The 24,534-nt window shown below is 36.4% G+C and carries 23 protein-coding genes; 6 read left to right on the forward strand and 17 right to left on the reverse strand.

Going from position 1 to position 24,534, the window contains the following annotated elements:
• The 13 genes from CALHY_RS12250 to CALHY_RS12310 form a co-directional block, all read right to left on the reverse strand.
• Entirely contained in the window at window positions 1–1,536 is a 1,536-nt protein-coding gene (locus CALHY_RS12250; protein WP_013404255.1) for a Ppx/GppA phosphatase family protein, read from the reverse strand.
• Window positions 1,533–3,308 carry a GGDEF domain-containing protein gene (locus CALHY_RS12255; protein ID WP_013404256.1) on the reverse strand — a complete coding sequence of 592 codons (1,776 nt, stop codon included), beginning with the start codon at window positions 3,306–3,308 and terminating at the stop codon, window positions 1,533–1,535. The genes CALHY_RS12250 and CALHY_RS12255 overlap by 4 nt, the downstream gene beginning before the upstream one ends.
• Window positions 3,292–4,032 (reverse strand): phosphate signaling complex protein PhoU, encoded by a 741-nt coding sequence (phoU, locus tag CALHY_RS12260; RefSeq protein ID WP_013404257.1) that lies wholly within the window; start codon window positions 4,030–4,032, stop codon window positions 3,292–3,294. Before phoU ends, CALHY_RS12255 begins: the two co-directional genes overlap by 17 nt.
• 38 nt (window positions 4,033–4,070) lie before the next feature.
• The gene (gene pstB / locus CALHY_RS12265) at window positions 4,071–4,826 is read right to left on the reverse strand and encodes a phosphate ABC transporter ATP-binding protein PstB (RefSeq protein WP_013404258.1); all 756 of its coding nucleotides are present in this window, start codon (window positions 4,824–4,826) and stop codon (window positions 4,071–4,073) included.
• A gap of 420 nt (window positions 4,827–5,246) precedes the next feature.
• The gene (locus tag CALHY_RS12270; RefSeq protein WP_013404259.1) at window positions 5,247–5,585 is read right to left on the reverse strand and encodes a type II toxin-antitoxin system PemK/MazF family toxin; all 339 of its coding nucleotides are present in this window, start codon (window positions 5,583–5,585) and stop codon (window positions 5,247–5,249) included.
• On the reverse strand, window positions 5,582–5,830 hold the full coding sequence (locus tag CALHY_RS12275; RefSeq protein WP_013404260.1) for a CopG family transcriptional regulator: 249 nt from the start codon (window positions 5,828–5,830) through the stop codon (window positions 5,582–5,584). Before CALHY_RS12275 ends, CALHY_RS12270 begins: the two co-directional genes overlap by 4 nt.
• 304 nt (window positions 5,831–6,134) lie before the next feature.
• Complete coding sequence (locus CALHY_RS12280) at window positions 6,135–6,830, reverse strand: RraA family protein (protein WP_013404261.1); 696 nt, start codon at window positions 6,828–6,830, stop codon at window positions 6,135–6,137.
• A 30-nt stretch (window positions 6,831–6,860) separates the two neighbouring features.
• A complete protein-coding gene (locus tag CALHY_RS12285; protein WP_013404262.1) occupies window positions 6,861–7,301 on the reverse strand; it encodes a PPC domain-containing DNA-binding protein in 441 nt (146 codons plus the stop codon).
• 201 nt (window positions 7,302–7,502) lie between these two features.
• Window positions 7,503–9,386 (reverse strand): ABC transporter ATP-binding protein, encoded by a 1,884-nt coding sequence (locus CALHY_RS12290; protein WP_013404263.1) that lies wholly within the window; start codon window positions 9,384–9,386, stop codon window positions 7,503–7,505.
• Window positions 9,383–11,611, reverse strand: a complete 2,229-nt coding sequence (locus tag CALHY_RS12295; protein ID WP_013404264.1) for an ABC transporter ATP-binding protein — start codon at window positions 11,609–11,611, stop codon at window positions 9,383–9,385. Before CALHY_RS12295 ends, CALHY_RS12290 begins: the two co-directional genes overlap by 4 nt.
• 36 nt (window positions 11,612–11,647) lie before the next feature.
• Window positions 11,648–12,079, reverse strand: a complete 432-nt coding sequence (locus CALHY_RS12300; RefSeq protein WP_013404265.1) for a MarR family winged helix-turn-helix transcriptional regulator — start codon at window positions 12,077–12,079, stop codon at window positions 11,648–11,650.
• Between the two features lie 110 nt (window positions 12,080–12,189).
• Entirely contained in the window at window positions 12,190–13,809 is a 1,620-nt protein-coding gene (locus CALHY_RS12305; protein ID WP_013404266.1) for an acyl-CoA dehydratase activase, read from the reverse strand.
• 15 nt (window positions 13,810–13,824) lie between these two features.
• Window positions 13,825–15,075, reverse strand: coding sequence for a 2-hydroxyacyl-CoA dehydratase subunit D (locus tag CALHY_RS12310; RefSeq protein WP_013404267.1), 1,251 nt, complete (start codon window positions 15,073–15,075; stop codon window positions 13,825–13,827).
• A 432-nt stretch (window positions 15,076–15,507) separates the two neighbouring features.
• Here CALHY_RS12310 and CALHY_RS12315 point away from each other — a divergent pair, with 432 nt between their 5' ends.
• From CALHY_RS12315 to queE, 3 genes are read left to right on the forward strand one after another with little or no spacing between them, the layout of a single operon-like run.
• On the forward strand, window positions 15,508–15,777 hold the full coding sequence (locus CALHY_RS12315) for an AbrB/MazE/SpoVT family DNA-binding domain-containing protein (RefSeq protein ID WP_013404268.1): 270 nt from the start codon (window positions 15,508–15,510) through the stop codon (window positions 15,775–15,777).
• Window positions 15,774–16,184 (forward strand): PIN domain-containing protein, encoded by a 411-nt coding sequence (locus CALHY_RS12320; protein WP_013404269.1) that lies wholly within the window; start codon window positions 15,774–15,776, stop codon window positions 16,182–16,184. The genes CALHY_RS12315 and CALHY_RS12320 overlap by 4 nt, the downstream gene beginning before the upstream one ends.
• Window positions 16,185–16,239: 55 nt before the next feature.
• Window positions 16,240–16,917 (forward strand): putative 7-carboxy-7-deazaguanine synthase QueE, encoded by a 678-nt coding sequence (gene queE / locus CALHY_RS12325; RefSeq protein ID WP_013404270.1) that lies wholly within the window; start codon window positions 16,240–16,242, stop codon window positions 16,915–16,917.
• Between the two features lie 62 nt (window positions 16,918–16,979).
• Here the strand turns inward: queE and CALHY_RS12330 are convergent, their stop codons facing one another.
• Complete coding sequence (locus CALHY_RS12330) at window positions 16,980–17,891, reverse strand: TIGR00269 family protein (RefSeq protein WP_013404271.1); 912 nt, start codon at window positions 17,889–17,891, stop codon at window positions 16,980–16,982.
• 27 nt (window positions 17,892–17,918) lie between these two features.
• Entirely contained in the window at window positions 17,919–18,113 is a 195-nt protein-coding gene (locus tag CALHY_RS12335; protein ID WP_013404272.1) for a MoaD/ThiS family protein, read from the reverse strand.
• Between the two features lie 141 nt (window positions 18,114–18,254).
• Between CALHY_RS12335 and CALHY_RS12340 the strand changes: the two genes are divergently transcribed.
• From CALHY_RS12340 to queC, 3 genes are read left to right on the forward strand one after another with little or no spacing between them, the layout of a single operon-like run.
• Window positions 18,255–18,656 carry a zinc ribbon domain-containing protein gene (locus CALHY_RS12340; RefSeq protein ID WP_013404273.1) on the forward strand — a complete coding sequence of 134 codons (402 nt, stop codon included), beginning with the start codon at window positions 18,255–18,257 and terminating at the stop codon, window positions 18,654–18,656.
• 25 nt (window positions 18,657–18,681) lie between these two features.
• On the forward strand, window positions 18,682–19,059 hold the full coding sequence (locus CALHY_RS12345; protein ID WP_013404274.1) for a RidA family protein: 378 nt from the start codon (window positions 18,682–18,684) through the stop codon (window positions 19,057–19,059).
• Between the two features lie 13 nt (window positions 19,060–19,072).
• The gene (gene queC, locus CALHY_RS12350; RefSeq protein WP_041723501.1) at window positions 19,073–19,738 is read left to right on the forward strand and encodes a 7-cyano-7-deazaguanine synthase QueC; all 666 of its coding nucleotides are present in this window, start codon (window positions 19,073–19,075) and stop codon (window positions 19,736–19,738) included.
• A 75-nt stretch (window positions 19,739–19,813) separates the two neighbouring features.
• Here queC and CALHY_RS12355 read toward each other — a convergent pair whose 3' ends face one another.
• Complete coding sequence (locus tag CALHY_RS12355; RefSeq protein WP_013404276.1) at window positions 19,814–21,562, reverse strand: M23 family metallopeptidase; 1,749 nt, start codon at window positions 21,560–21,562, stop codon at window positions 19,814–19,816.
• Window positions 21,563–21,805: 243 nt separating this feature from the next.
• Complete coding sequence (locus CALHY_RS12360) at window positions 21,806–24,517, reverse strand: glycosyl hydrolase (protein WP_013404277.1); 2,712 nt, start codon at window positions 24,515–24,517, stop codon at window positions 21,806–21,808.
• Window positions 24,518–24,534 lie beyond the last annotated feature (17 nt).

Below are 24,534 nucleotides of genomic sequence, written 5' to 3' on the forward strand. Positions count from 1 at the left end.
TTACATATTGTTTTTTATAATGAGCTGTTTGCCAAATATCTTCTCAAACTGAGGTTTTAATCTTTCTGCGAGAGATATTTCAACTTCAAGATTCGACTTTGAGTATATCCTTAAAACCACTTTTTCGCATTCTTGACTACATCTTATAGATGTAACAAGTCCATTTTCTCTTTTATCAAGTATCTCTGCCAGTTTTAATATAAATGCAAGCGGCTTTATCTTTTTTACTCTGTCAGGGCTTAATACCTTTATATACCTTGCCAAAAAGGGTGCTTTTGATTTTGAATTTTCATGAAAAGATATAATCTCTGCAGTAAGTATTATATCTTGGTGTGAAAGTCCAAAGAGTGGCAAATTTAAAATCACATAAGCTGAATGTTGAGCATGCTGATAAAAACTCAGATAAGTCCCTATATCATGAAGCAAAGCAGCTGCTTTTAAAATAATTCTGTCCTCTTTGGCAAAATAATTTGGAAAAATCGACAACAGCTGGTCAAATAGCATAGTAGCATATCTGCACACATTTTTTGCATGTTTCTTGCTAAAACTAAAGAAATTCAGATAATTATTTATACTATACTCTAATAACATTTCAGAAGAGAAAGCCGTTGAATTTGCATCTTTGAATAAGCTTTCAAATAATATACCTTCGCGCAGTCCATATGAACTGACATAAAGCTGCTGAGCTTTTATTCTATCAATCAGTGCTTTCAATATCACAAAAGCTCCCAAAATGATATCAGCTCTTTTCTCAGAAAGTCCAGGAATGCTCTTTCGTTTTTCAACCTCTACACTTTGAAGCATATTGTAAACTTCGATAAAGTCTTGGTATGAAATTGTAAAGTTATGCAAGGTGGTAATGGGATAATCCTTTTTATGTTGAATAATTCTGCCAAGATTTCTTATGCTTCCACCAATCCCTACAAGGTTTACATTGTTTAGTTCTTCCATCCATTTATATTTTTCAAAAATTGACATTACTTCAGCTTCTGCTTCTCTCAATGACAAAGAAGACCGCGAAATCTGTGGAATCATTTTTGAACAGTTTACAGCACCAAGTTTGATTGAACCCCAGTACTTTAAGTTTTTATCTTTGAAATAAACAAACTCAGTACTTCCTCCGCCAATGTCAACCAAAAGCCCATCCTGATAGTTTAAAGAACATTTTATTGCCCATAGGTTGCAGTTTGCTTCTTCAAATTCTGAAAGTACTTTAACTTCTAATTCTGTATATTTTTTTATATTTTCCAAAACCTCCATCTTATTGGTCGCATCTCTGATAGCAGCGGTAGCAACTGCCAATATATCCTGTTTTGCAACTCCGTTCATTTTGCAAAGCCCTATGAAAAAGTTGAGCACTTCAATCAAAAGTGAAACCTTATAAGAAGGTATCCGGTCTTTTTCTTCATATTCCGCAAGTCTTACCACTATACTCTCATCTTCAATTAATCTGAAAAATATTCCCTTATCAATCTCATACACCACAACCCTTACTGTATTTGAGCCAATGTCAATTATCCCTATTCTTTTTTTCATGTTCCACCTTCCCATATTATATAGCAGCTGGTATTTTTCTGTTTGCAAAGTTTTTTAACCTCAGAAAGGCAATTTGAAATCTCTTCAACATTTGAAAACATTCCAGGCACAACTTTCACACAAGCCACTGATAAACTCATAAGTCCAAACTTTTCCACCTCTCCTTTTCTGTTTTTAGCTTCTATATATCCTCTGGCAAGGTCACAGTGGTCGTAAAAATATAGAATTGAAGAGTCAAATTCCTCAACTACCTTTTTGGCAATTTTCTCAATTTCTGCTTTGTCATAAACAATTACAATGAAATCGTCACCACCTATATGTCCAACAAACACCTTTTCCTGCCAGTCCATTCGTATTTCCTTTAATATTGATGCAAGGTGTAAGATAACTTTGTCGCCCTTTTCAAATCCATAGTAGTCGTTAAAAGGTTTAAAATTATCAATATCAATATAAAAGATGTAAAAATCTCTTTCCTTTTCTAAAGCGCTATTTATTTCTTTCTCAATCAATAAATTGCCTGGCAGGTTGGTAAGCGGATTTAGGTGTTTAGCAAAACTTATTTCCAGCTGTGTTGACTTTCTTAGCAAATCCTTTATTGTAACCACTCCCTCATACATCCCATTTTTTGTTATTATTATGTAATCATGAATATCCTCATCCTCCCTGGCAGAAAGTTCTTTGACAACATCATGCAAAGAAGTACTGTATTCTACTACAATTGGATTTGCATCCATCAAAAGTGCAACAGGTCTTTTTGAATACACTGCAAATCCGTACATTGTAGACAAATTCAGCAAAAATTTTTCTCTCTTTATCAGTCCCTCTACTTTACTATCTTTTGTAACAACAAGACCATGTAGCTTTGGATTTTGTTCTAAAATCTCAAGAGCCTTCTCGCATGATATATTTGGTTCAACAGAAGGAACCTTTATGCAAAGCGTTCCTATATGAATATTTGAAGTGGAAAGAAAATAATGTTTTCTCTGGTTTTCTATAGTCTCTATTAGAAGTTCTTTTATGTCATTAGAAACCGAGGTTTTAAGTTCCATACTCGGAGGCATAATGAAATATCCTTGCAAATATTCAATTCCAATTTCTAATAGACTTAGAAGTTCTTCCATCTTTTTAATCATGGTGGCAATAACTTTTATCCGACTGTCGTCGCAAAATTCCAAAAAAGAATGCAAGTATTTACTTTTTATAGAATCCATGGCTATATCACGATATACCTCCCTGCCAATTTTAACATAGGCGGGTTTTGAGATAGAAATGAAATCAAGAAAAAATCCAAGTGAGCCTATATTTTCCACAGAAAATGCAAATCCTTGTTTTTTAAGCACTCTGATTGTATAGTGCAAGTCATCTACAGACAAATTCTCGCACGATCTTAAACTTATTTCAAATACAATCTTTTTTGTAATCATAGGGCTGGTAGAAAGAATACCTGTTACAAATGTAACAAAATCATCACTCATAAGAGATATTGGCGAAATGTTTACAAAAAACTTCTTGTTTTCAACAACATCTTTTTTTTCATTTAAAATATCTAAAACCCTTTTTAAAACTGTTTTATCAATTTTAACTATTAGACTATTTTCCTTCATGATATCAAATAAAAGCTTTAAATCAATATAACCCGTTTCATATGGATTTATAAGAAATACTTCCCAGCCAATTATCTGGGCAGAAGTAGCAAACACCACTGGCTGATATGAAAGCTCTACACATTGTCTTTCCACCAGAAAATTCAAATAATCAAGTTTGCCCGACATTTTTCTCTTCACCATTTTCGTTCATTTTTTTATCTTCTTGGCTATTCGTCTCAGAAGTTGTGTCACTCCACTCCCACTCATGTTTTAAAAGTCCTGTGAGTTTATACACAATCCATTCTGCTATATTTGTTGCGTGGTCAGCTATTCTTTCAATATATTTCACAATTAAAATAAGCAGGACACATTGAGATGTAAAATCAGGTTTTTCTTTTATTGTTTTTTCTATATTTTCCAGAAGAAACCTAAACATCTGGTCAACTTTATTATCCATAGCTTTTACTTTTTTTGCCATTTCTATGTCTGAGAGCATATACGCTTCCATTACATCTTTGAACATCATCTTGGCAAGCTCTGACATATAAGGTATTTCACTGCTAATGTCTGCAAGCTGTTGACCTTCAAGCTTTAATACAAGTTTGGAGATGTCAGAAGCATGGTCAGCAATTCTTTCAATATCATTTGCTATTCTGGTAGCTGCAATCAAAAGTCTTAAATCACTTGCCATAGGCTGCTGAGTTGCTATAACGATAGTACACTTTTTCTCTAATTCCTCTATCATATTGTCTATGTCAGTATCGTTTTTGATAACTTCAGTGGCTAAATTTACATCCTGTTTTATAAAAGCTTCCATAGCCTTTTCAATTGCTTCAAGCGCAAGACTTGCAATTTTGTAAACTTCAAAGTTTATTTCTTTCAGCTCTCTCAAAAAGGTCGAACGTATCATCTTCTACCTAACTCATCCCCAAAGTAAATTCTTTGATATTAGCCAAATCTTCCAGATATATAATCATCTGTCCTTTTGTCTTTTGGTGCATGGAAAATATCTATTGTTCTACCAAATTCAATAAGCTCACCGTTTAAGAAAAAACCTGTCCAGTCAGAAATTCTTGCTGCCTGTTGCATGTTGTGTGTAACTATCACTATAGTGTAATACTCTTTCAGTTCAATCAGGAGCTCCTCAATACGAAGGGTGGAAAGAGGGTCGAGCGCTGAGGTTGGCTCATCCAGGAGAAGAATCTGTGGCTCTACTGCAAGTGCCCGAGCAATACAAAGTCTTTGTTGCTGCCCACCAGAAAGCGACAAAGCACTTTTTGAAAGCCTATCTTTTACCTCTTGCCAAAGTCCTGCTCTTATAAGACATTTTTCGACAATTTCATCTAATTTTTTCTTGTCTTTTACCCCATGAATCCTTGGACCATAAGCAACATTTTCGTAAATACTCATAGGAAAAGGATTTGGATGTTGAAAAATCATCCCAACTTTTTTGCGAAGTTCCATAAGGTTGATACTATCTGCATAAATGTCAGTACCATCAATAAATACCTTTCCCCAAATCTTAACTCCGTCTATCAAGTCGTTCATTCTGTTTAAGGTTCTTAAAAAAGTAGATTTGCCACATCCAGATGGTCCTATTAAAGCTGTGATTGCTTTTTCTGGAATAGAAATGTTTACATTTTTGAGAGCTTGTTCATTTCCGTAAAAAAGGTTTAAATCAATGGTCTCTATTTTTGACTCCATAACCCATACAATCCCCTTTACTACATAAACCAACAATTTAAAACATTTTTCTTTCTTTTCCCGATATTATAATACCACCGTTATTTTAAATTCAAATTATATTTATGTTAAAGTTGTGTTAAATTTAACATTTCTTATTGTAAATAATAGAGAAAGAGGCTATCCACAAGAAAAATGGATAGTCTCAGTTAAATCTATATAACTGTGTAAAAAGAGGTTGAGCTACCTCTCACCGTCTGGTTAGAATGGAAAATAAAGAAGAACCCAAAATCAAATCTAATAGAAGAGATGCAAAATGGCTCAATACAATATTATTATAGATTTGAAAATTTTGCATTACCTTTTTATAACAGACATAAAAGAAAAAATTAGCTAAGTTATTATCCTCCTCAGCGGATTGGTAGAAAGTCAAAGCTTATTTCATAATCCCAGCAGAATCCTTACTTTTTCTTCCATTTCCTTTAATTTTTCTTTTGGTAATTGTCCTATCTTTTTTACAAGTCTTTCTTTTGAAATTGACCGTATATCTTCCAGTTTTGCAAACGATGTTTTTGCAAGTCCACTGTGTTCAGGCTGTATCTCTACATGCAGGGGTATATTCTTGTTCTTGCTGGTGATTGGTACAACAACTACTAAGTCAGCAGGACATGAATTGAACTCATCAACAGAGATTATTACTGCTGGTCGAACACCGCTCTGTTCATGGCCTCGTGTAGGATTTAAATCTACAAGCCATATTTCTCCTCTTGCCGGGTTCATTTTTCAATCCCATCCTGCAACGTGCTTTCCCACAGTTGCCTTTCCTCAATTTCTTCCTGCCATAGTTCTCTCTTTTCTCTAAGAGCAGCAAAAGCTTCCGCAGTTGCTGAGAGTAGAACTTTTCTTTTGTACCCAGCAAGAGCCTCCTGAATTATCTTCTGCATTGGTTGATTGAGCTGCCGAGAAAGTTTCTTTAATCCTTCATACGTTTCAATATCCACTCTTACTGTTGTGGTTTTGTTCATTATGATTATCACTCCGTAGATTGATTTATCTACTTAATAGTATACCACATTAGAACGAGTTTCATCAAACCAAAAACTTGGATTTAATTAACCAGGGAAACTTTACATCTATTCTTACATTTTTAACATAAAGTAGTAGCAGACTTAATAATTATGAAAGAAAAAAGGTTTGAAGGAAAAAATCGAGATTATATATTACCATTATTTTAAATTCAAATTTAACAATGTCAGAGTTATATTAAATTTAGCACTTTTTGTTGTAAGTAATAAATGAAAGGGGCTATCCAAAGGAAAATGGATATCCCTATTTCACAGTCTCATCATACTCCCAGCCCATAAGGTCATACAATCTTCTTCTTGAAACTTTGTCATTGTCAAGTTCTTTTTTAGCAAAGTTGTAAACATCATATGCAAGCTCGCGTGGAACAACCACAACACCATCGCCGTCTGCAACAATTACATCGCCCGGTTTTATTAAAACCCCTTCAATATTCACAGGAATATTCATTGCATCAAACTTCAGCCTTCCAATCACCGTCTTTTGTGATACAAACTTCGACCAGAAAGGTATCTTTTGGATTATCAGCTCGTCTGTGTCGCGCGGCCCACCATTTGTTACATACCCGACAGCTCCTCTTGAAAAGCCGTCCAAAGAATTGTTTGAACCCATCAGACCTGCATCAACACCGCTCTGGTCTATGACAATAAAATCTCCTTTTTGAATCTCAGAAATCCAGGGATATGGGCATATGTTTGTATAATAATATCCACACCACTTTTCATATTCCTGCGGTGTCATTTTAGGAATTTCTCCATCGTATGGTAAGTATCTTACAGTCTTTGCAATCCCAACTGCTTTTGTTCTGAAAAGTGGCTTTATTGTGTACGGAAGACTAAATCTGTGATGTAAAAGAAGATAATCAAGACCATCTCGAACATCTGCAACCCTGAGCTGTGAAAACATCTCAATTAGCTCCAAATTCTCTCTTTGGTCAAACATTGATTTTTCAACCACCTTTCAAAAATACTTTTACTCTTGTAGAAGGTTTATAAAAGAGAGCCCTTTTTCATCTGGAATTCTCTTTAAGTTAATATCGTCCAATTTCAAAATTAAAACTTCTGCAAGGTAAAGCACGATGCTTCCATTTTCTAAATGCCCGCTATAAGTGGATTTGAGGTCTGAGGCAACAAAGTGGATGTGCGGCTGAAAATCCACCACAAGCCCTTGCATACTTGAAAGTTCTATAGGACCCTGCACCTCTAAAAACTCATTTGTTGGATTTGGATTAGTTGTTGTGACCCTGTGATACACAAGCTTTTTAAGTGTGCCTATGCCGCTTACAATACAGCCATTTTTGATTCCTTTTTCTTTAACAAAATTTTGAATTGTTTCAAGCAAAAGCTCGTCCGGTTCAAGGTTCAAAATGAACATAGAAATGCCATTTGGATTTTTAAGTTCAAACGCCCTCATTCCAAATCACACCTTCTTTAAGAATCTGGGGTTCTTTCTCACTTTTAATTTTATTTCTTTTCTGTTCTCTTCTACATGGACATTTTTACTCTCTTTATTGCAAAATTTTGCACAGTATTTTTAAATTTTTGTGAGAAAACAAAAGTGCCCTGGGAAATAAAGCCACCCAGGGCCCATAAACTTTTATGGTAAAATATCTTTTTATCCCGCAAGCTCTTCTTCCTTTTCGAATTGACTGTAGTAAAGCTGAGCGTAAAAACCGCCTTTTTGTAAAAGTTCTTTGTGTGTGCCCTGCTCAACGATATCTCCATGGTCCATAACCAAAATCAAATCTGCATTTCGTATTGTTGATAGTCTGTGGGCTATTATGAAAGATGTCCTTCCTTTCATGAGATTGTCCATTGCCTTTTGTATCTGCAGTTCTGTCAAGGTGTCAACAGAGCTTGTTGCCTCATCAAGAATCAAAATCTTCGGGTCTTTTAAGATTGCTCTTGCAATGGTAAGAAGCTGTTTTTGTCCTTGAGAGATATTTGTTGTCTCTTCATTGAGCACTGTATCATAACCCTGTGGCAGTGTTCTTATAAAATGGTCTGCATGCGCAAGCTTTGCCGCTCTTATCACCTCATCATCTGTCGCATCTGGTTTTCCATAGCGAATATTATCTTTTATTGTTCCATTGTAAAGCCATGTGTCCTGCAATACCATACCAAAAAGCGACCTCAAATCTTCACGTTTGAACTCTCTTATATCATGCCCATCTATCAAAATCGCACCATCATTCACATCGTAATACCTCATCAAAAGCTTTACAACAGTGGTTTTACCTGCACCTGTTGGCCCAACAATTGCTATCTTCTGCCCAGCTTTTATCTTTGCAGAGAAGTTGTTTATAACAATTTTGTCGGGTCTGTAGCCAAATTTGACATTTCTGAACTCTACATCGCCTTTTATGCTTTCAAGCTTAATCTGTGGATTTGGTGTATCTGGCACCTCTTCCTCTTCTTCCAAAAACTCAAACACTCTCTCAGCACACGCTGCTGTTTGCTGCAGGATGTTCGAAATATTTGCAATCTGGGCAATTGGCTGTGTGAACGACCTTATATACTGAACAAACGCCTGAATGTCGCCAATCTCAATTGTACCTTTTATTGTAAGGTAACTACCAAGTACTGTCACAACAACATACCCAAGATTACCTATGATGTTCATAAGCGGCATCATGACACCTGTCAAAAACTGTGATTTCCATGCAGCATTGTAGAGCTTTTCATTGAAAAAGTTGAACTTTTCAATTGTCTTTTTCTCCGCATTAAATGCTTTTATAACAACATGCCCGCCGTATGCCTCTTCAACCTGCCCGTTTACATGTCCTAAATATTCCTGCTGTTGCATAAAAAACTTTTGTGATTTGCCAATTATCAGCGCAACAACAGAAAAAGAAAGTGGAATTATAAGCAGCGCAACCACTGTCATAAGAACATTTATGCTGAGCATCATTACAAGTGCACCGATGACTAATGTTGTTGAGGTTATTATCTGTGTGAGGCTCTGATTTAATGTCTGTGTGAGTGTGTCAACATCGTTTGTGATTCTTGAAAGTATCTCACCTTGGTTTGTGCTTTCAAAGTATTTCAATGGAAGTCTATTTATCTTTTGTGAGATTTCTTTTCTGAGCCTGTACGTTAGCTTCATTGAAACACCAGACATTATCCATCCCTGAATGTAGCCAAAAAGAGCACTTACAATATACAGCCCCAGCAAAATCAAAATGATTTTACCAACATACTCAAAGTCAATGCCGCTGCCTGTGCCGCTTATCTTGCTCATGATGCCTTCGAATATCTTTGTGATGGCTTTGCTGAGGATTTTAGGTCCTGCGATTGAAAAGGCAGCAGATAACATTGCAAGAACCATCACTGCAACAAGTGAAACCTTGTAAGCAGATAGATACCTTATGAGCTTTTTCATAGCAGTTTTAAAATCCTTGGGTTTTTCACCCACAAACCCAGGTCCCATAGGTCCCGGGCCATGTCTTCTTGGTCTTCTCATATGCATTTGAGAAGGTGCAGTCTGTCTTTCACTCATGCCAGCAATTCCTCCTCTGGAAGCTGTGAAAGAGCAATTTCACGATAAGTTTCACAGCTTCTTAAAAGTTCTTCATGCCTGCCAATACCAACAATTTTCCCATCTTCAAGCACAATTATCTGGTCTGCGTGAAGCAAGGTTGCAATTCTTTGAGATACTATTATTACTGTCTTGTCTTTAAGTTTTTCTTTCAAAGTTCTCCTGAGCTTAAGTTCAGTTCTAAAGTCAAGAGCCGAAAAGCTCTCATCAAATATATAAATATCAGGGTTTTTGACAAGCGCTCTTGCAATCGAAAGTCTTTGTTTTTGCCCACCTGAAACGTTAGTTCCACCCTGTGAAATTTCTGTATCAAACTTTTGTGGCTTTTCCTCTATAAATTCAAGTGCCTGTGCAATCTCAGCAGCCTGCCTTAAATCCTCATCTGTTGCATTGTCGTTGCCAATCTTGAGGTTTGATTTAATAGTACCACTAAAAAGCCAGCTCTTTTGAGGAACATACCCAATTTTTGATCTTAAATCCTCAAGATTTACTTTTTTCACATCAACCCCGTTTACCAAAACCTGACCTTCTGTTGCATCATAAAATCTCATAATAAGATTTACAAGTGTACTCTTGCCACTTCCTGTTCTACCAATTATTCCAACTGTCTGACCAGGCAAGATTTTAAAATTTATATTTTGCAGAACATACTCTTCTGCGCCTGGGTATTTGAATGATACATTTCTAAACTCTACCATACCCTTCATATCTTCTTTGAACTTTTCAGGTTTTTCAGGATTCTTAATTGTAGGCTCTGTTGAAAGAACTTCTTCAATACGTCTTGCAGAAACAGCAGCTCTTGGAACAAGAATAAAGAGCATTGAAAGCATCAAGAACGAAAAGATTATCTGTATAGAATACTGCATAAACGCAAGCATATCGCCAACCTGCATACTTGAATTTTGAATATAGTGAGCTCCAACCCACACAATCAAGAGAGTAACACCGTTCATGATAAACATCATGGACGGGAAAAGCACTGCCATTGCCCTGTTAACAAAAAGACCTACTTTTGTAAGATCCCTATTTGCCTCGTCAAACCTCTCTTCTTCAAACTTCTGTGCGTTGAATGCACGAACAACCATGATACCTGACAGATTTTCTCTTGCAACAAGGTTTAGCTTATCTATTAGCTTTTGCATAATCATAAACTTTGGCATTGCAATAGCGTACAAAATCATTATAAGTCCCAGAAGAACAATCACAGCAAGCGCAATAATCCACGACATTGAATGGCTCTTTGAAAGAGCTTTGAACACACCGCCAATTCCCATTACAGGTGCAAAGAATATCATTCTGATTGAAATCACAAGAAGCATCTGAATCTGCATGATGTCGTTTGTTGTTCTTGTAATGAGTGATGCTGTTGAGAACTTGTCAAACTCCTCAATTGAAAAGCTCTCAACTGTAGAAAACACATCTTTTCTCATATCCCTTGCAACGCCTGCTGCAGATTTTGCTGCAAAGAAAGCAACTAAAATGGTGGAGATTGCTGAAATCAACGTCAAAAGAAGCATCAGAAGACCCATCTTGATGATATAAAAAGTCTGTATTTTGCCTATGTCTATTCCAATCTTTTTGTACTCATCTTTTATTGCAGAAGCTGCTGCCTGAACTATCATACTGTCGCCAAGCGATGCAAACTTTTTGTTGATCTCCTGCTGAATCTGCATAACCTGCTGCTGTGGAAGCTGTTTTAAGATAACAAAAAGGTCTACCCCGGCTGGTATTTGCCTGCCATTAAAGTTAAAACTTTCGCCTTTTGCACTTGACATCATCTTTTCAATGCCAAAAGCAGCCAAAATCGCCTTGCCAAAATCAACATTTACCTTATCAATCTTGTCCCTTTCTTTTGTCTTTAATACATAGACATCTTCCTTAGACAAAATAGGATATTTTTTGAGATAATAGTTGTAATTGCTAGAGTCTTTTGTTACAAGTTCATACATGTTCAAAACATCATCTTTCTTTTGTTCTGGAACAAACAAAATTACCTTTTCCATGGTAGATCTTCTTATGGCCTCAGGCACTGCATTTTCGATACCGCTTTGCTGTATCCCCACATTTACTATCTTTGACATATAATCTGGCAGCGTGAGCTCACTCATGGCTTGAATGAATACAAACAAAATTGCTGCTAAAACAAGTAGCGTGTAAGGTTTGAGATATTTCAAAACCTTCTTCAATTTACAATCACCCTTTTGCTATTATATTTTGAGTTTTTATCTTTCCAAGATTCTTTTGAGTGTTTCAAAACCTTCAAGCACTTTGTCTATCTCATCTTCTGTTGCTTTGCTAAGTAAATTTTCAAACTGTTTTTCTGCCTCTTTAAAGTGCATATAAAGGCATTCTTTGAACTTTTGAGTTGTCTGAACCCACACAACTCTTCTATCTTCTGTGCTTCTTTCTCTTTCAACAAATCCCTGCTTTTCCAATCTGTCAAGTATCCCTGACACTGTGCTGTTTGAAAGGCCAAGGATGCTGCTCAAATCCCCCACTTTCATCTTACCGTTCTTATCAAGGATACTCATCATCATCCAGTGAGAGGCAGGTATCTCAACCTCATCACCCCTGTATTTCAGCGCCTCCCGTATCTTGATAGACACCTCTTTTAAAAGCCTTAACAACCTAATCTTTTTCTCTCTTAATTCCATTAACACCACCACATAGCAAATTATTTCTATTCGAATATTTTTGATACAAATATTTCGAATGCGAATTATATTTTACTCTTGCAAAAGTTGCATGTCAAGCGGGAAAATTTCTACCCTCTTTTTTCAAGCCCAATCAAAGCCGCACCCAGCGCTCCTGTTATTTGAGGTTCAAAAGGAGTAAAAAGTTTTAGCCCCAATCTTTTTTCAAGTTCTGAAAAAATGCCTTTGTTTTTTGCAACACCACCTGTGAAAACAAAGTCTTCTTCAGCCTTTACTCTATTTACAAGTGAAATTATTTTAGTTGCCACAGCCTTATTTATAGCTCTTATTATATCCTCTCTTCTTTTCCCTTGAGCTACCAAGCTTATAACCTCTGACTCTGCAAACACTGTGCACATGCTTGAAATTGTCAGATCCTCTTTACCTTCTTGCCATTTTGAAAACTCTTCAACTCGAACCTCTAAAACCCTTGCCATATATTCTATAAACCTTCCTGTGCCAGCTGAGCACTTGTCATTCATGACAAAGTCAACCACATTGCCGTTTTGGTCTATTTTTATAACCTTACTGTCCTGTCCGCCTACGTCTATTATGGTCCTTGCAGATGGAAAAAGAAAATGTATCCCTTTCGCATGACAGGTAATCTCTGTCACTTGAAGGTTGGCAAATGGTATGCTAATTCTCCCATAACCAGTCGAGACAATAAAACCAATATCTTCTATTTTCAAACCTGCAAGTTCACAAGCCTTTTCAAGGGCAGACTTGGCACTTTTTATAACATCAAATCCCGTTTTTGTAATAAAATAGCTCAAAATGTTTTTGCTGTCATCAATAATCACAACTTTTGTGGAGGTAGAGCCACTATCAATACCAGCAAAATATTTTTTTCGGCCTTGTTTTTCCATAGATTTTATTTGAGGCTTTTCTGTTATTTCTACAAATGCTTCAATACGTGTTACAATTTGCTGAGAAAGTTCTTGGCTATAGTCCATTTCAATTTTTAAAACGTTTTGCCTATCTTTTATCTTTGCATATTCAAATGAGTAAAAATCACAAAATTTTATTGTGTTATAAATAATTCCTTTGTAATGATTCTTATTTAAAAAATCCCTCTCCATATTCATTCTCATACATGGCAGAAGGCTTAAAAGAATTTTTGCATAGTCCTCAATACTACCATCAAACTTATTATCTTGCAAGCAAATTCGCGGTCCTGAACAAGTAAGATTCAACACCCTTCCATTTGACAGTTCGGTAGCTGTCTTCACAACATCTTCTCCTGCATGTGCTCCTAAAATTGCTATTTCACACTCTTCATTTTTGTAATTGTTAGTAAGCTTTCTTACTTCACTTTCGAATATCTCCTTGTCAAATTCTTTTTTCAGATAATGCGAAAGCTTCTCTTTAAACCTTTTTAGCTCAAATGAGAAATATTCAACTGATTGAGGCAAATCCATCCGTGGAACGTCAATGATATCTATAAATTCCATTTTGTCTTTTAAAACGTCATATACTCTTTTCATACTATCACAGCAAGCTGTCAGAACAACTCTTTTTATATCATTTTGCAATATGTACTCCAAAACTGCCTTGCTAAAACTGCAAAGATTTGTGTGCAAAAACCTTTCTGCATTTTCAACCGATGCTACTTTTGGCTCTAACTTATAAACTTCTTCACCAAAAGCTTTAATCAGCTCAACGGGAGTATATTTGCAAACATAGGCTATCATTCATCGCCACTCTCCTCATTTGACTCTTTCTAAAAATGCTTCAAGCCGAGTTCTTATTTGTTCTTTGCCATTGTTCTTCTTGTTAACGCAATCTACATCTATAGAGGTAAATGGAATACCCAGAGTTTCAATGTTCGATTTTAAAAGCATTGAGCATCCTATGGACTGTTTGCATCCCATCTGGCATATCTGCAAAACTCCATCTGGCTTTAAAATTTCTATTAATGTTTTGATGTGCTCAAATCTTCTTTTAAAATCACCATTGTATGGATTTTTCAAAAGTTTTTCGCAAATTGCTTCTATTGGATCTTGTTCGTTTATTTCATCTAAAAAGTCGAAATTTAGGTCCATCCCAAGGACATTTATTCTGCTACTGAAATTGAAATACTCTTTAAAATTTTCTTCAAATATAGGAAGTGTGTGTATAAAGAAAATACTTTTACCGTCTCTTTCTTCTGAGTTTTTCAGGTCATCAACAAACATCTGATAAAACCTCAAAGCCTGGTCAGTGCCACAGAACACATGCGAAGGATAGAGCATAAACATCTCAAATGTAAGTGTGGTTTTAATGTTTTTTGTTGATCTCAGCTGTAAGCTTTCCTTTATAAGTTTTCTTGTCGCATTTTCTTTTTTTATAATCTGGACTAAATAGTCAAGATTACGTTTTCGACCTGTCAGCTTTTCTATGGAGTTTATCATACTGCTCAGCTGTGCTTTTAAATACTGCCTTGCCTCTTTGGAATCTTCAGAGGGAACATCTAAAAAGAAAAATGGCAGTTTTAAAGTCTCAGACAAAAATCTAAATGTATTTAGGTTGGCATCGCAGATACTTGAAGTTGCAACCAAGAATTTCGGCTTTTTTAAAAGATTTGAAATTGCAGCACCTAAAAAAGCTTTGTGAAAAGTACAAAAGCTTTCGCTTATTCCCTGGCTTTCTGCTTTCAAGATGAGCTCGTCTTCCACATCAAGTCCTGATAAAAACGCAGAAATTGCCTCAACAAAGATGGGATTGAAGCCAAAAGCAAGTAAAATTTCACTTGGAGCAAATAGATTTACCCATACACTACTTTTACTTGCAATTCCTTTGTAAGTCCAATCAAAGACTATTTTGTGCAGATACTGAAACGACCTTGGAAGTCTTTTGTCTGGAAAATACTTAACATAGTTTTTCCCAATCAATATCCCACTTTTCAAAAGCCAATATCCGTTTTTGTTGTTTTGAATTAGCTTATTTAATAATTTGCTGTAAAGTTCCATATAATTCATTTGAATCATCCACATGCAAAAGGTTTTATATTTTTTATAATTCTATTAGGTCTTTAAGTCAAGCATATTTACAGGACTTTTTATTGCTTATAAACATGCAAAGTTTTAGAAGTTTAATTGCATAAATTATCATTTTGATCAAAAGTCATATCAGTTGAGCTTAGGTGTATTCTTGAGTCTGTTTGTTAGTCTTTTCTTTTTTATGTTGTATTGGGAGATCTTGAGAACCTTCTAAAACAGTAAGAATGGATTTTTTTGAGCCATTAATCGCAACAAGAATGAGTAGTTTGTGAGTTTTTAGATTTAATATACTTGAAAGAATCAAAAAAGTATTTATAATAACATTTTACTGATTCATCTAATTAGTCATTGAAATTTTAAATATCATTGATTATAATAAAGGTAAGAACAACTTATCTTAGAGGTGTTTTCATGATACAAGCAAGATCAAAGATTACTGGAAAAGGTCAGCTACAACTGCCAGCTGAGATAAGGAAAATTATTGGTGGGGAGATAGGTGATAGTGTACTTTTTACCGTGCAGGATGATGGCAAGGTTATAATTGAAGTAATAAAGAAAAAGAAACTATCAGAGCTTGGAGGGGCTTTGAAATCATCAATTGAGTTTACAGATCTGGAACATGAAGCAAATATTACAAAAGAAATTTGGGTAAGCAAAAGAGTAAAGGAGAAGCTAGAATGAAAAAAGTTTGGATTGATGCAAATGTCATTTTAAGATATCTTTTGCAAGACCACCATGAATTATTTAAAAAAGCTCAAAAAATTATGCTTGAGGCAGAACAGGGGAAATTAAAATTACTTGTTGCACCTATTACAATTGCAGAAGTTGTATGGACTTTAGAATCGTTTTATAAGATACCAAAGAACCAAATAGCTGATATCCTGAGTGCTTTTATATGTGCTGATGGTGTTGAAGTAGAAGAAGGAGACGTTATTCTGTTTGCACTCAAAAGCTACAAAGAATACAACGTTGATTTTATTGATGCATACCTTTTTCATCATATGGTTAAATTAGGAAATAATAAGATATTTACTTTTGATAAAAAGCACTTTTCAAGACTTGATGTAGAAATTCTTGAATTATCCTAAGTTTTAATACAATAATTTTATACTAAATTTTAATAAAAAAGGGTGAAGATATCAATTGTCAGATTTATACATTAAAAGCGAAAATCCTATTAAATTCAACGTAGTTGAAAAGTTTGTGAGCATTGAAGGAGAAGGTATAAGAAGTGGATATCCTGCCGTGTTTGTGCGGTTTGCAGGATGCAACCTTAGATGTTCTTGGTGTGATACAAAGTATGCAAATGAAAATCCAGAATACGAAGAAATTGATATTGATAATCTCATGAACTTTATCACTTCAACAGGGATTAAAAGAGTTACACTCACAGGCGGAGAGCCTCTTATCCAGCCTTACATTTACTTATTGATAGACAGGTTAATCAGCGAAGGATTTGAAGTAAACATAGAAACAAATGGTTCTGTCAGCATAAAGCATGTGCCGAGAGATGCTATTATCACCATGGACTACAAGTGCCCATCAAGCGGTATGGAAGACAGGATGATTGTTGACAACATCCACTTTCTTGGTCAAAAAGATGTGCTCAAGTTTGTTGTTAGCACATATGAAGATTTAAAAACTGCGGAAAGAATAATAAAGACATTCAAGCCAAGGTGCAACATCTTTTTCAGCCCAGTTTTTGGCAAAATAGAACCAAGGGAGATTGTAAAGTTTGTGCTTGAAAATGGGCTTTTTGACGCAAGGGTCCAGCTTCAGCTTCATAAGATAATCTGGCCAGAGAATAGCAGAGGAGTGTGAAAAATCAAAGGGTTGCCAAGAAATTTCCATCCGCTTTGGATTCATCAGTTTTGGCAACCCTTTTAGTTTTCTGTATTTTGGTTTGACAGCCTCACAAACCTGCAAAACGAACACACCTCTGTTGTTGTGACCTGGCCGCAGATGCTACACTCCTTCAGTTCAAGCTTCTCTTGAACATCCTGAAAATGTCTTCTTCCCTTTTCAAGAAAGCTTGTTATAAAGCGCTGTTTTGTCCCCGGGCTTTCCTCTTCAAGCCTGTTTAAAACCTCTTTGTACAAAATTGACCTAGCACCAATTGCGTGCGGACATTCATCGTGCAAAAATTCTATTTTGTTTATAAGAACATAAAACAAGTTTTCACGCTCTGTAAGAGTATAAAGCGGCTTTACTTTTTTTACAAGTTTTGGATGGGTGGATTCAAGCACAGGCGACTGTCTTGCAAGATATCCTTCTTCCCACGAAAGTACATTTCCCAAAAGCGTTGCTGCTTCATCGTCAAGGTTGTGTCCTGTTGCAACAGCTGAAAACCCGCCATCATATGCTACTTTGTTAAAGAGGTATCTTTTTATTGAACCGCAAATGGAACATGTGCTTCTTTTTAAAAGCTTTGAAAGTTTGTATATGTCAAGCCCATACTCTTTTTTAATGTCTTTTACAATAAGCTCAAGACCGTTTTTTTGCGCAAAGCTTTCCACAACCTGCTGTGATTTGTCAGAATACTGGCCAATTCCAAGGTTTATATACATCCCTGTGACATTGTACCCTTCGCTTGCCAATATGTGCCACAGAGCCATGCTGTCTTTCCCGCCGGAAATTACCACCAAAATCTTATCCTTTTTGTCAAACATCTTGTGCCTTTTTATATTTTTCTTTACCTGATTATTGTAATAATATAAAAAACAATCCTGACAAAAAGCTGCATTGTGGCGTTTGAGATAAATTATGCCCTTTCCTTTACATCTCACACACTTCAAAGCCTTTTTCAGCTCCTTTCAAAACTTCTAACCACCTGAAACAGCTGAGATAACCTCAATTGTGTCTTCATCATTTAAAATATCATCAGGTGCAACTATCTCGCCATTTCTGATGAACACGTTTGCCTCTAAAGTTATATTAAGTTCTTTAGCAAGATTTATAACTGTCTTTGGTCCTTTTACTTCAACCTCTTTATTTTTACCCACAAATATTACCTTCACCTCTGCATTCACCCTCCTCACAAATCTTAATGTGCACTTTACAAGCTGCAATAAAATTATATCACAAATCTTTAAAATCAAAACTTAAAATGATAAAATACAAAAAGAACAATGATTTTTGAGGAGCTGGATATACTAAGAATGTTTTTTATAGGTATATTTGGCATTGAAGAGAAAGCAAAAGCTATACGGCAAATAGATGTGACAATTTGCCCTTTTTGCTCAAGAAAAGGAAACCATACTTTGCTTAAAGTTTATAACTATTTTCATTTTTTCTTTATTCCGCTTTTCAGGTGGAATGTTAGGTATTTTTTGCAAACAAGCTGTTGCAATCGAATTTATATAATTACAAATCAGCAACTTGCTCATGATTTGGAACGTGGAATTGACACTCCAATTACCCTTGCCGATGTTGAGCTTTTTAGAAAATTTGAAACTTCATATGGATTTGATGATGAAAGGTCTGATTTTTGTCCGAACTGTCAAAGAAGAGTTTCAAAGACTTTTTTGTACTGTCCTTATTGCGGCAGCAAGCTTGAATAAATTTTTCAAGGAGAGTGATTTTAAAATGAAAAAATGTATAGTTTCAAATGATGCTCCAAAACCAGTTGGACCGTATTCGCATGCTGTGCAGGTTGGAAATCTTCTTTTTGTCTCAGGACAGCTTGCCATAAACCCAATGTCTGGGAAAATAGAAGGTGACGATATAAAAGTTCAAACACAGCTTGTCTTCAAGAACATTGAAGCTATTTTGAAAGAAGCTGGATTTTCTTTTGAAGATGTTGTCAAAGTAAATGTATATTTGTCCTCACTTGAGGATTTTGCAAAGTTTAACGAAGTTTACTCCACAATCTTTACGCAGAATTTCCCTGCAAGAACAACCATTGAGGCAAAGCTTTTGCCAGGTGCTCTTATAGAAGTTGATGTTATTGCTGCAAAGGAGTGAAAAGCTTGAAAAAATGAGAGCTGTTGTTGTTTTATCTGGTGGTATGGACTCAACAACACTTCTTTATGATGTTAAAAGTCAAGGCTATGAAGTCTTTGCAATAAGTTTTTTGTACGGACAAAAACATTCAAAAGAGCTTGAGTTTGCAAAAAAGACATGCAGTCTTTTATCCATCCCTCACAAGATTGTTGATATCTCATTTTTTGCAGAGCTTGCACCATCTGCACTCACAACGCCTGACTGGGATGTGCCAGAGGGATATTACACCGACAGCACCATGAAACAGACAGTTGTTCCAAACAGGAACATGGTTTTGCTTTCTATTTCTGCAGCATATGCTATATCGCTTGGGGCAAAAAAGCTGTTTTATGGCGCACACGCAGGTGATCATCCCATATACCCTGATTGTCGCAAAGAGTTTGTTGAGGTAATGAAAAATGCACTATATCTTGCTGACTATATAGGTCTTGAGCTTGAAGCACCTTATGTTGATATGAAAAAAGAAGACATACTCAGAAGAGGTCTTGAACTTGGAGTAAATTATAGCCTGACATGGTCATGTTACAAAGGCGGTCAAAAAGCCTGTGGCAGGTGCGGAACATGCACAGAGCGGATTGAAGCTTTCAAAAAAGTGGGCGTGAAAGACCCAATTGAATATGAAATTGAAATTGACTGGTAAAAATAAAAGGCTGGTTTGTCGCTTTTTTGAAGCATCAACCAGCCTTTTTTTATACTTGTACTTGAAATTCCTTTATTAGCGCAGATACACAAGCGGATTTTGTGGCACGCCATTTTTCCTCACCTCAAAATGAAGATGAGGACCTGTACTTCTGCCAGTTGACCCGCTTTTGGCAATAAGCTGCCCCTTTGCAACCTTCTGTCCTGGGCTTACCAAAAACCTGCTAAGATGACCATAGTAAGTTTTGTAGCCATTCTGGTGATTTATAATAATGAGCTTGCCATAACCACCTGACCACCCGGCAAACTCAACAACACCACCATCTGCTGCATACACGTTTGAACCCCACGGAACAGCAAGGTCTATCCCTTCATGAAATTCTCTCCCTCTGTATCCAAATCGCGATGTAAGTAGCCCCCATACAGGATACGAAAATCTTCCTGTTGCAAAATATCTTGGAGGTTTTTTTGTTCCAACAACTACAACCCTGTCAACTGGTCTTTGCAAAATTTGCTGGGAAAGTATCTTTCTGTCATACTCAAGACCGTTCATGTACACAATCTTAGCTTTTATCTTTGCCCTTCCATCTTTCCCTTCCTGCTTTACAATAGTCTGTGTTGTATAATAGTTCTCAGATTTTATAACTTTTACTTGCTTGGGCAGAATATCCTCAAACTCCACTTCCTTTTCAAGCACAACGTTAATAAGCGGTGTCATCTTAGAAAGTTTTATCTTCTGCCCTGGCATTATTTTTTCAGTGAGGCCCGGGTTCGAGGCAAATATATCATCCACAGAGATATCATATTTTCTGGCTAAATCCCACAGCGTATCTCCTTCTTTGATAGTATACTCAATTACCTCATCTTTTCCAAACATTATCTTGGTAAGCGCCTGATCTTCAGTTGCAACTGACACACTCGTTTTTACATACACAGGCTTTATCTCAACCTTTTCTAAAAATCTTGCAGATGCTGCCTCATTTTTGTAATAAACGCTTTTTAGTTTAAGCAAGACTTTTTGTGGTATCTGAGGATTTTCAAATACCATGTAAGCTTTTGAGTTTACAAAAAGCGCATACCTTTTTACAAGCACAACACCTTTTTCTATTATGGTGTTTTTGAGACTATCCAAACTTGTACTTTTGTATTGGCCAGGCGGAATTTCCTTTAGCTGAGGTTTGTTTTGAAAAACAAATTCGTCCGTTCCATGCTTGCTTGAAATTTCTTTTTTCAAGTTACTGAAAAGTTTTTGAGCCTCTGTTTTGTCCTTTACATATCCTACAATGCTTCCATTGAGTAAAACTGCATAAGCTTTCTGGTATGTACTTGGAATTCTATGTAAAGCAAAAATCATAAAAATCATAAATGCCAGTGTGGAAAATATCTTTAGCTTCAGCATACCTTCCTTTGAATTTCTTATATTTCCAATGAACCTCAGCCCAATAACTATTCTTAATATCTCCTCTAATATACTTTTTAGAGGATTTTTTCTGAAATGCTTGTGAGAAAAAACAAAGCTTTCTGGTTTATTTTTGAAAACGCGGGTTTTCTTAATTATCGCTGGTTTTACCTTGGAAGATATAGCTCTCCAAAATCTATGTAAATAACTATTATTCTCCCTCTTAGTTGTTTTTTTATCTTTTGATTTTTTCTTTTCTTTTTTTGCATCTGCCAGCACAAGAGGTTTTTCAGGTTTTATCAATGGCTCTTTTAAATTCTGTTTGAATTCATTATCCCTTGTATCTTTTGAAACAAACCTTGCTTTCTTTTGGTCCAAAACGGTGGCTGTGGCAGATGTCTTAGATTTTGCAATGTTCTTTGCCACAAGAACACCCCCTGCTACAAAAAATAAAAGGGTATTTATATTACCCTTCTATATAATTTATACTATGTTGAATATGCAAAATACTATACTTTTATTTTAATTGACATTGTTTGAGATGTCAAAACCAAAAATTGATTATTTTTTTTCGCACAAGGAACAAAAAAGGGGGAGGAGGTCTTTTTTGAACTTCTCCTCCCTCTCACAGACTGACAATCGATCTCAAATATTAAAACCTATATCAGTCTATTCGAGTGGAATGCTCTTTATATCAGGTAGCTCATCTTTTGTTATTACATAGTCGCTGTTGTAAATCTTTCGCAGCATGTGATTGTCGTTCCATTCATCATTGTATTTGCTGCCTGTCATGACATAGCCTCCTGCCCATACAGAAAACCACAGCCACGAAACACCTTCCTGTTTTAGTACAGCCGGGTCAGGAATAGTTCCGCACTCAGAAAGTGCTATCATCTTGTTTGAATTCGTGTACTTGAGAGCTTTCACAAACCTCTCTGTATATGGTGAGTACTGAGCTTTTTCCTCATATATATCTTCTGCAATTATATCAACATACTGATCTCCCGGATACCAAGCCGCATCCTGACCGTTCCATACCCATATTAGGTTGTTGACCTTGTGATAGTTTACAAGCCTGTCAAACATGAGCTTCCAAAGCTTTATATACGGCTCTGCTCCTTTAGCTCCCCACCAGAACCAACCGCCAGACGCTTCGTGCAGTGGTCTGAAAAGAACTGGCACACCTTCAGCCTGCAGTTTTTTGAACTGCTGCGCAATTGCGTCTATATCTCTCAAAATTAGCTTATACTCCTCAGAGTTCGGATTGTCCATGGCTTTCTTGAGGTCAAATGTTGTAGCTTCTGTGTAAAAGCCTCTCCACCACTCTTTGCCGGGCTGGTCTATAAGACCTGTTGGTGCGTTCCAGTGCCAGCAAAATGCAACTATGCCGCCATTCTTCCACCACTTTATTGCTTCATCAACATCTGTACCTTTTGTGCCACGCTGCATTCTGCTTGGTGAGTAGTCCATGAGATCAAAGCTTCTAACAGCAGGATATCTTCTTGTTACATCAAAAATCATCTGAACTTCTTTACCTTCACCGCTGCTCTGCTGCCCAGATAAAATCTTTTCACCGTAAATGCTTGCCAAATAATTCATGAGCCTTTGGGCATTTGGGTGTGGATTTGGCGTCACTAACTTTGAAGAAACCGAAAGCTTTGATTTATTTGCCGCAACAAGTTCCTCTATCACAAAGTAGTCCACTGCAATTGTGTATCCGCCAGATTTTTGAAGTGATATTGTATGCTCACCTTCTGTTAAATAAATCTTCTTTCTGACAACAACTTCCTGGAACTTGCCCTTTACGTTTGGAACTTTTGCTCCGCCTTTCAAATCACCGTCTATCCAGATATCAATACTACCATCCTTTACAAGCCCAAGGGTTGAGATCGCAAGAGTAAAGATGTAATGTCCTGTCTTTGGAACTTTTATGTTGTAGAGTGTATTGCCCATGTTGTTCCCAAACAACAGAACATAGCCTTTCCCAGAAAACTTTGCATTTTCTTTCTCAACGCTGTACGCCCAGCCATCACTTGCACTCTCAGCTTCAATCTTCACCTTATAGTATGTCTTTGGATTTGGAAGTGATATTCTCTCCACCTTTGGTGCAACCTTCTTTCCAGCAATTAATGCTACATTGTCAATGTAGATGGGTCCTGTATACTTTACATAAGACCCTGCAATCCTCAAAACCAGCACACCTGCTTTTTCTCTTACATTGTAAAGGTTATCCTTGCACTTTATGACCGCATAAGTTTTTCCGTTTATCTCTTTCCATGTTGTCTTATCTTTATAGTTGAGAGCAGTAAAGTCTTTGATTATCTTCCATGGACTATCCACTGCACTTGCTGACATGATTTTTCCGGCAACTTTGTCTGGATTTGGTATGTAGATTGTATATTCAAGTGTAGAGTATTTGCCAAGGTCAAAAAGTTTTCCTTCTTTGTCTGTAAGCTTTACAGCAATGTTCATTTCTTCAAACGCAGTGCCCTGGAAATTAGCATTGAGTTTGAGGCTGCCTGCATTTGTTGATGTCTTTAGATCCTGCGAAAACTCCATCGATTTTGTTTTCTTTGCAAATCCATCACCTGAGTATTTATAAAATCCCATTGTGTCTTTTTCAAAGTTGTACACAAAGTTTTTGCCTTCCACTGGATACACAAGAGTAACCCCTGTGAAAAAGTTTTCCACAATCTCCTCTTCTTCGCTACTTCCATAGTCTTCTTTCGAGAGGTTTGACGCATCTTCAGGTCTTATTCTTATATTGTCAAGATAGATAGGTCCTTTGTAGTTGCAGTTTTGACCTGCAAACTGGAACACAAGCTGTGCACGCTTTTTGGTTCTAAAATCATCTGGAATTGCAAACGCCTTGTGAATGACCATATAGTCCTTGCCGTTTATCTTCACCTTTTTGCCAGCATTTACTGTAATGCTAAATTCGCTTCCAAGTTCTTTCCATCCATCATTCAATACAACCTTGTAAGCAAAGCCACCTTTTGCTTTTGCAAACTCGTCGTATGGAACAAACATTTCAAACTCAACAGACTTGTAGTTTGTAAAGTCAAACTGCCCTTCGACAACACCACCTATCCATGCACCAAGGTCACCCTGGTCCCATCCATTGTTCTCGTTGAACTCAACATCAAGCCTGAGCGCATACTTGTTACCAGGTCGCTGCAAATCAGTAGAAACTGACACCTTTTTGATACATTTTAATGAATCTCCCCAAGCCTCATCGAATGTCATTGTGGTACCATCTTCAAAGTCGAAAACATAGCTTTGAACAGATGTCTCAACAGCACCAAAAATTCCTGTCGGCAAAAGCCCAAGTAAAAATACAAGGCTCACTATTAAAGATGCAATCTTTAAGCCTTTTCTCATAATCCTGGCACTCTCCC

Source organism: Caldicellulosiruptor hydrothermalis 108, assembly GCF_000166355.1.
Lineage (GTDB): Bacteria > Bacillota > Thermoanaerobacteria > Caldicellulosiruptorales > Caldicellulosiruptoraceae > Caldicellulosiruptor > Caldicellulosiruptor hydrothermalis.

Excerpts from the sequence above, each read along its gene's own strand:
- CALHY_RS12360 (WP_013404277.1), bottom strand. The coding sequence starts at position 24,517 with ATGAGAAAAGGCTTAAAGATTGCATCTTTAATAGTGAGCCTTGTATTT.
- CALHY_RS12320 (WP_013404269.1), top strand. The coding sequence starts at position 15,774 with ATGAAAAAAGTTTGGATTGATGCAAATGTCATTTTAAGATATCTTTTG.
- CALHY_RS12345 (WP_013404274.1), top strand. The coding sequence starts at position 18,682 with ATGAAAAAATGTATAGTTTCAAATGATGCTCCAAAACCAGTTGGACCG.
- CALHY_RS12305 (WP_013404266.1), bottom strand. The coding sequence starts at position 13,809 with ATGATAGCCTATGTTTGCAAATATACTCCCGTTGAGCTGATTAAAGCT.
- CALHY_RS12270 (WP_013404259.1), bottom strand. The coding sequence starts at position 5,585 with ATGAACCCGGCAAGAGGAGAAATATGGCTTGTAGATTTAAATCCTACA.
- phoU (WP_013404257.1), bottom strand. The coding sequence starts at position 4,032 with ATGATACGTTCGACCTTTTTGAGAGAGCTGAAAGAAATAAACTTTGAA.
- CALHY_RS12285 (WP_013404262.1), bottom strand. The coding sequence starts at position 7,301 with ATGAGGGCGTTTGAACTTAAAAATCCAAATGGCATTTCTATGTTCATT.
- CALHY_RS12275 (WP_013404260.1), bottom strand. The coding sequence starts at position 5,830 with ATGAACAAAACCACAACAGTAAGAGTGGATATTGAAACGTATGAAGGA.
- CALHY_RS12250 (WP_013404255.1), bottom strand. The coding sequence starts at position 1,536 with ATGAAAAAAAGAATAGGGATAATTGACATTGGCTCAAATACAGTAAGG.
- CALHY_RS12300 (WP_013404265.1), bottom strand. The coding sequence starts at position 12,079 with ATGGAATTAAGAGAGAAAAAGATTAGGTTGTTAAGGCTTTTAAAAGAG.
- CALHY_RS12255 (WP_013404256.1), bottom strand. The coding sequence starts at position 3,308 with ATGTCGGGCAAACTTGATTATTTGAATTTTCTGGTGGAAAGACAATGT.
- CALHY_RS12340 (WP_013404273.1), top strand. The coding sequence starts at position 18,255 with ATGTTTTTTATAGGTATATTTGGCATTGAAGAGAAAGCAAAAGCTATA.
- queC (WP_041723501.1), top strand. The coding sequence starts at position 19,073 with ATGAGAGCTGTTGTTGTTTTATCTGGTGGTATGGACTCAACAACACTT.
- CALHY_RS12280 (WP_013404261.1), bottom strand. The coding sequence starts at position 6,830 with ATGTTTGACCAAAGAGAGAATTTGGAGCTAATTGAGATGTTTTCACAG.
- pstB (WP_013404258.1), bottom strand. The coding sequence starts at position 4,826 with ATGGAGTCAAAAATAGAGACCATTGATTTAAACCTTTTTTACGGAAAT.
- CALHY_RS12310 (WP_013404267.1), bottom strand. The coding sequence starts at position 15,075 with ATGAATTATATGGAACTTTACAGCAAATTATTAAATAAGCTAATTCAA.
- CALHY_RS12315 (WP_013404268.1), top strand. The coding sequence starts at position 15,508 with ATGATACAAGCAAGATCAAAGATTACTGGAAAAGGTCAGCTACAACTG.
- CALHY_RS12290 (WP_013404263.1), bottom strand. The coding sequence starts at position 9,386 with ATGAGTGAAAGACAGACTGCACCTTCTCAAATGCATATGAGAAGACCA.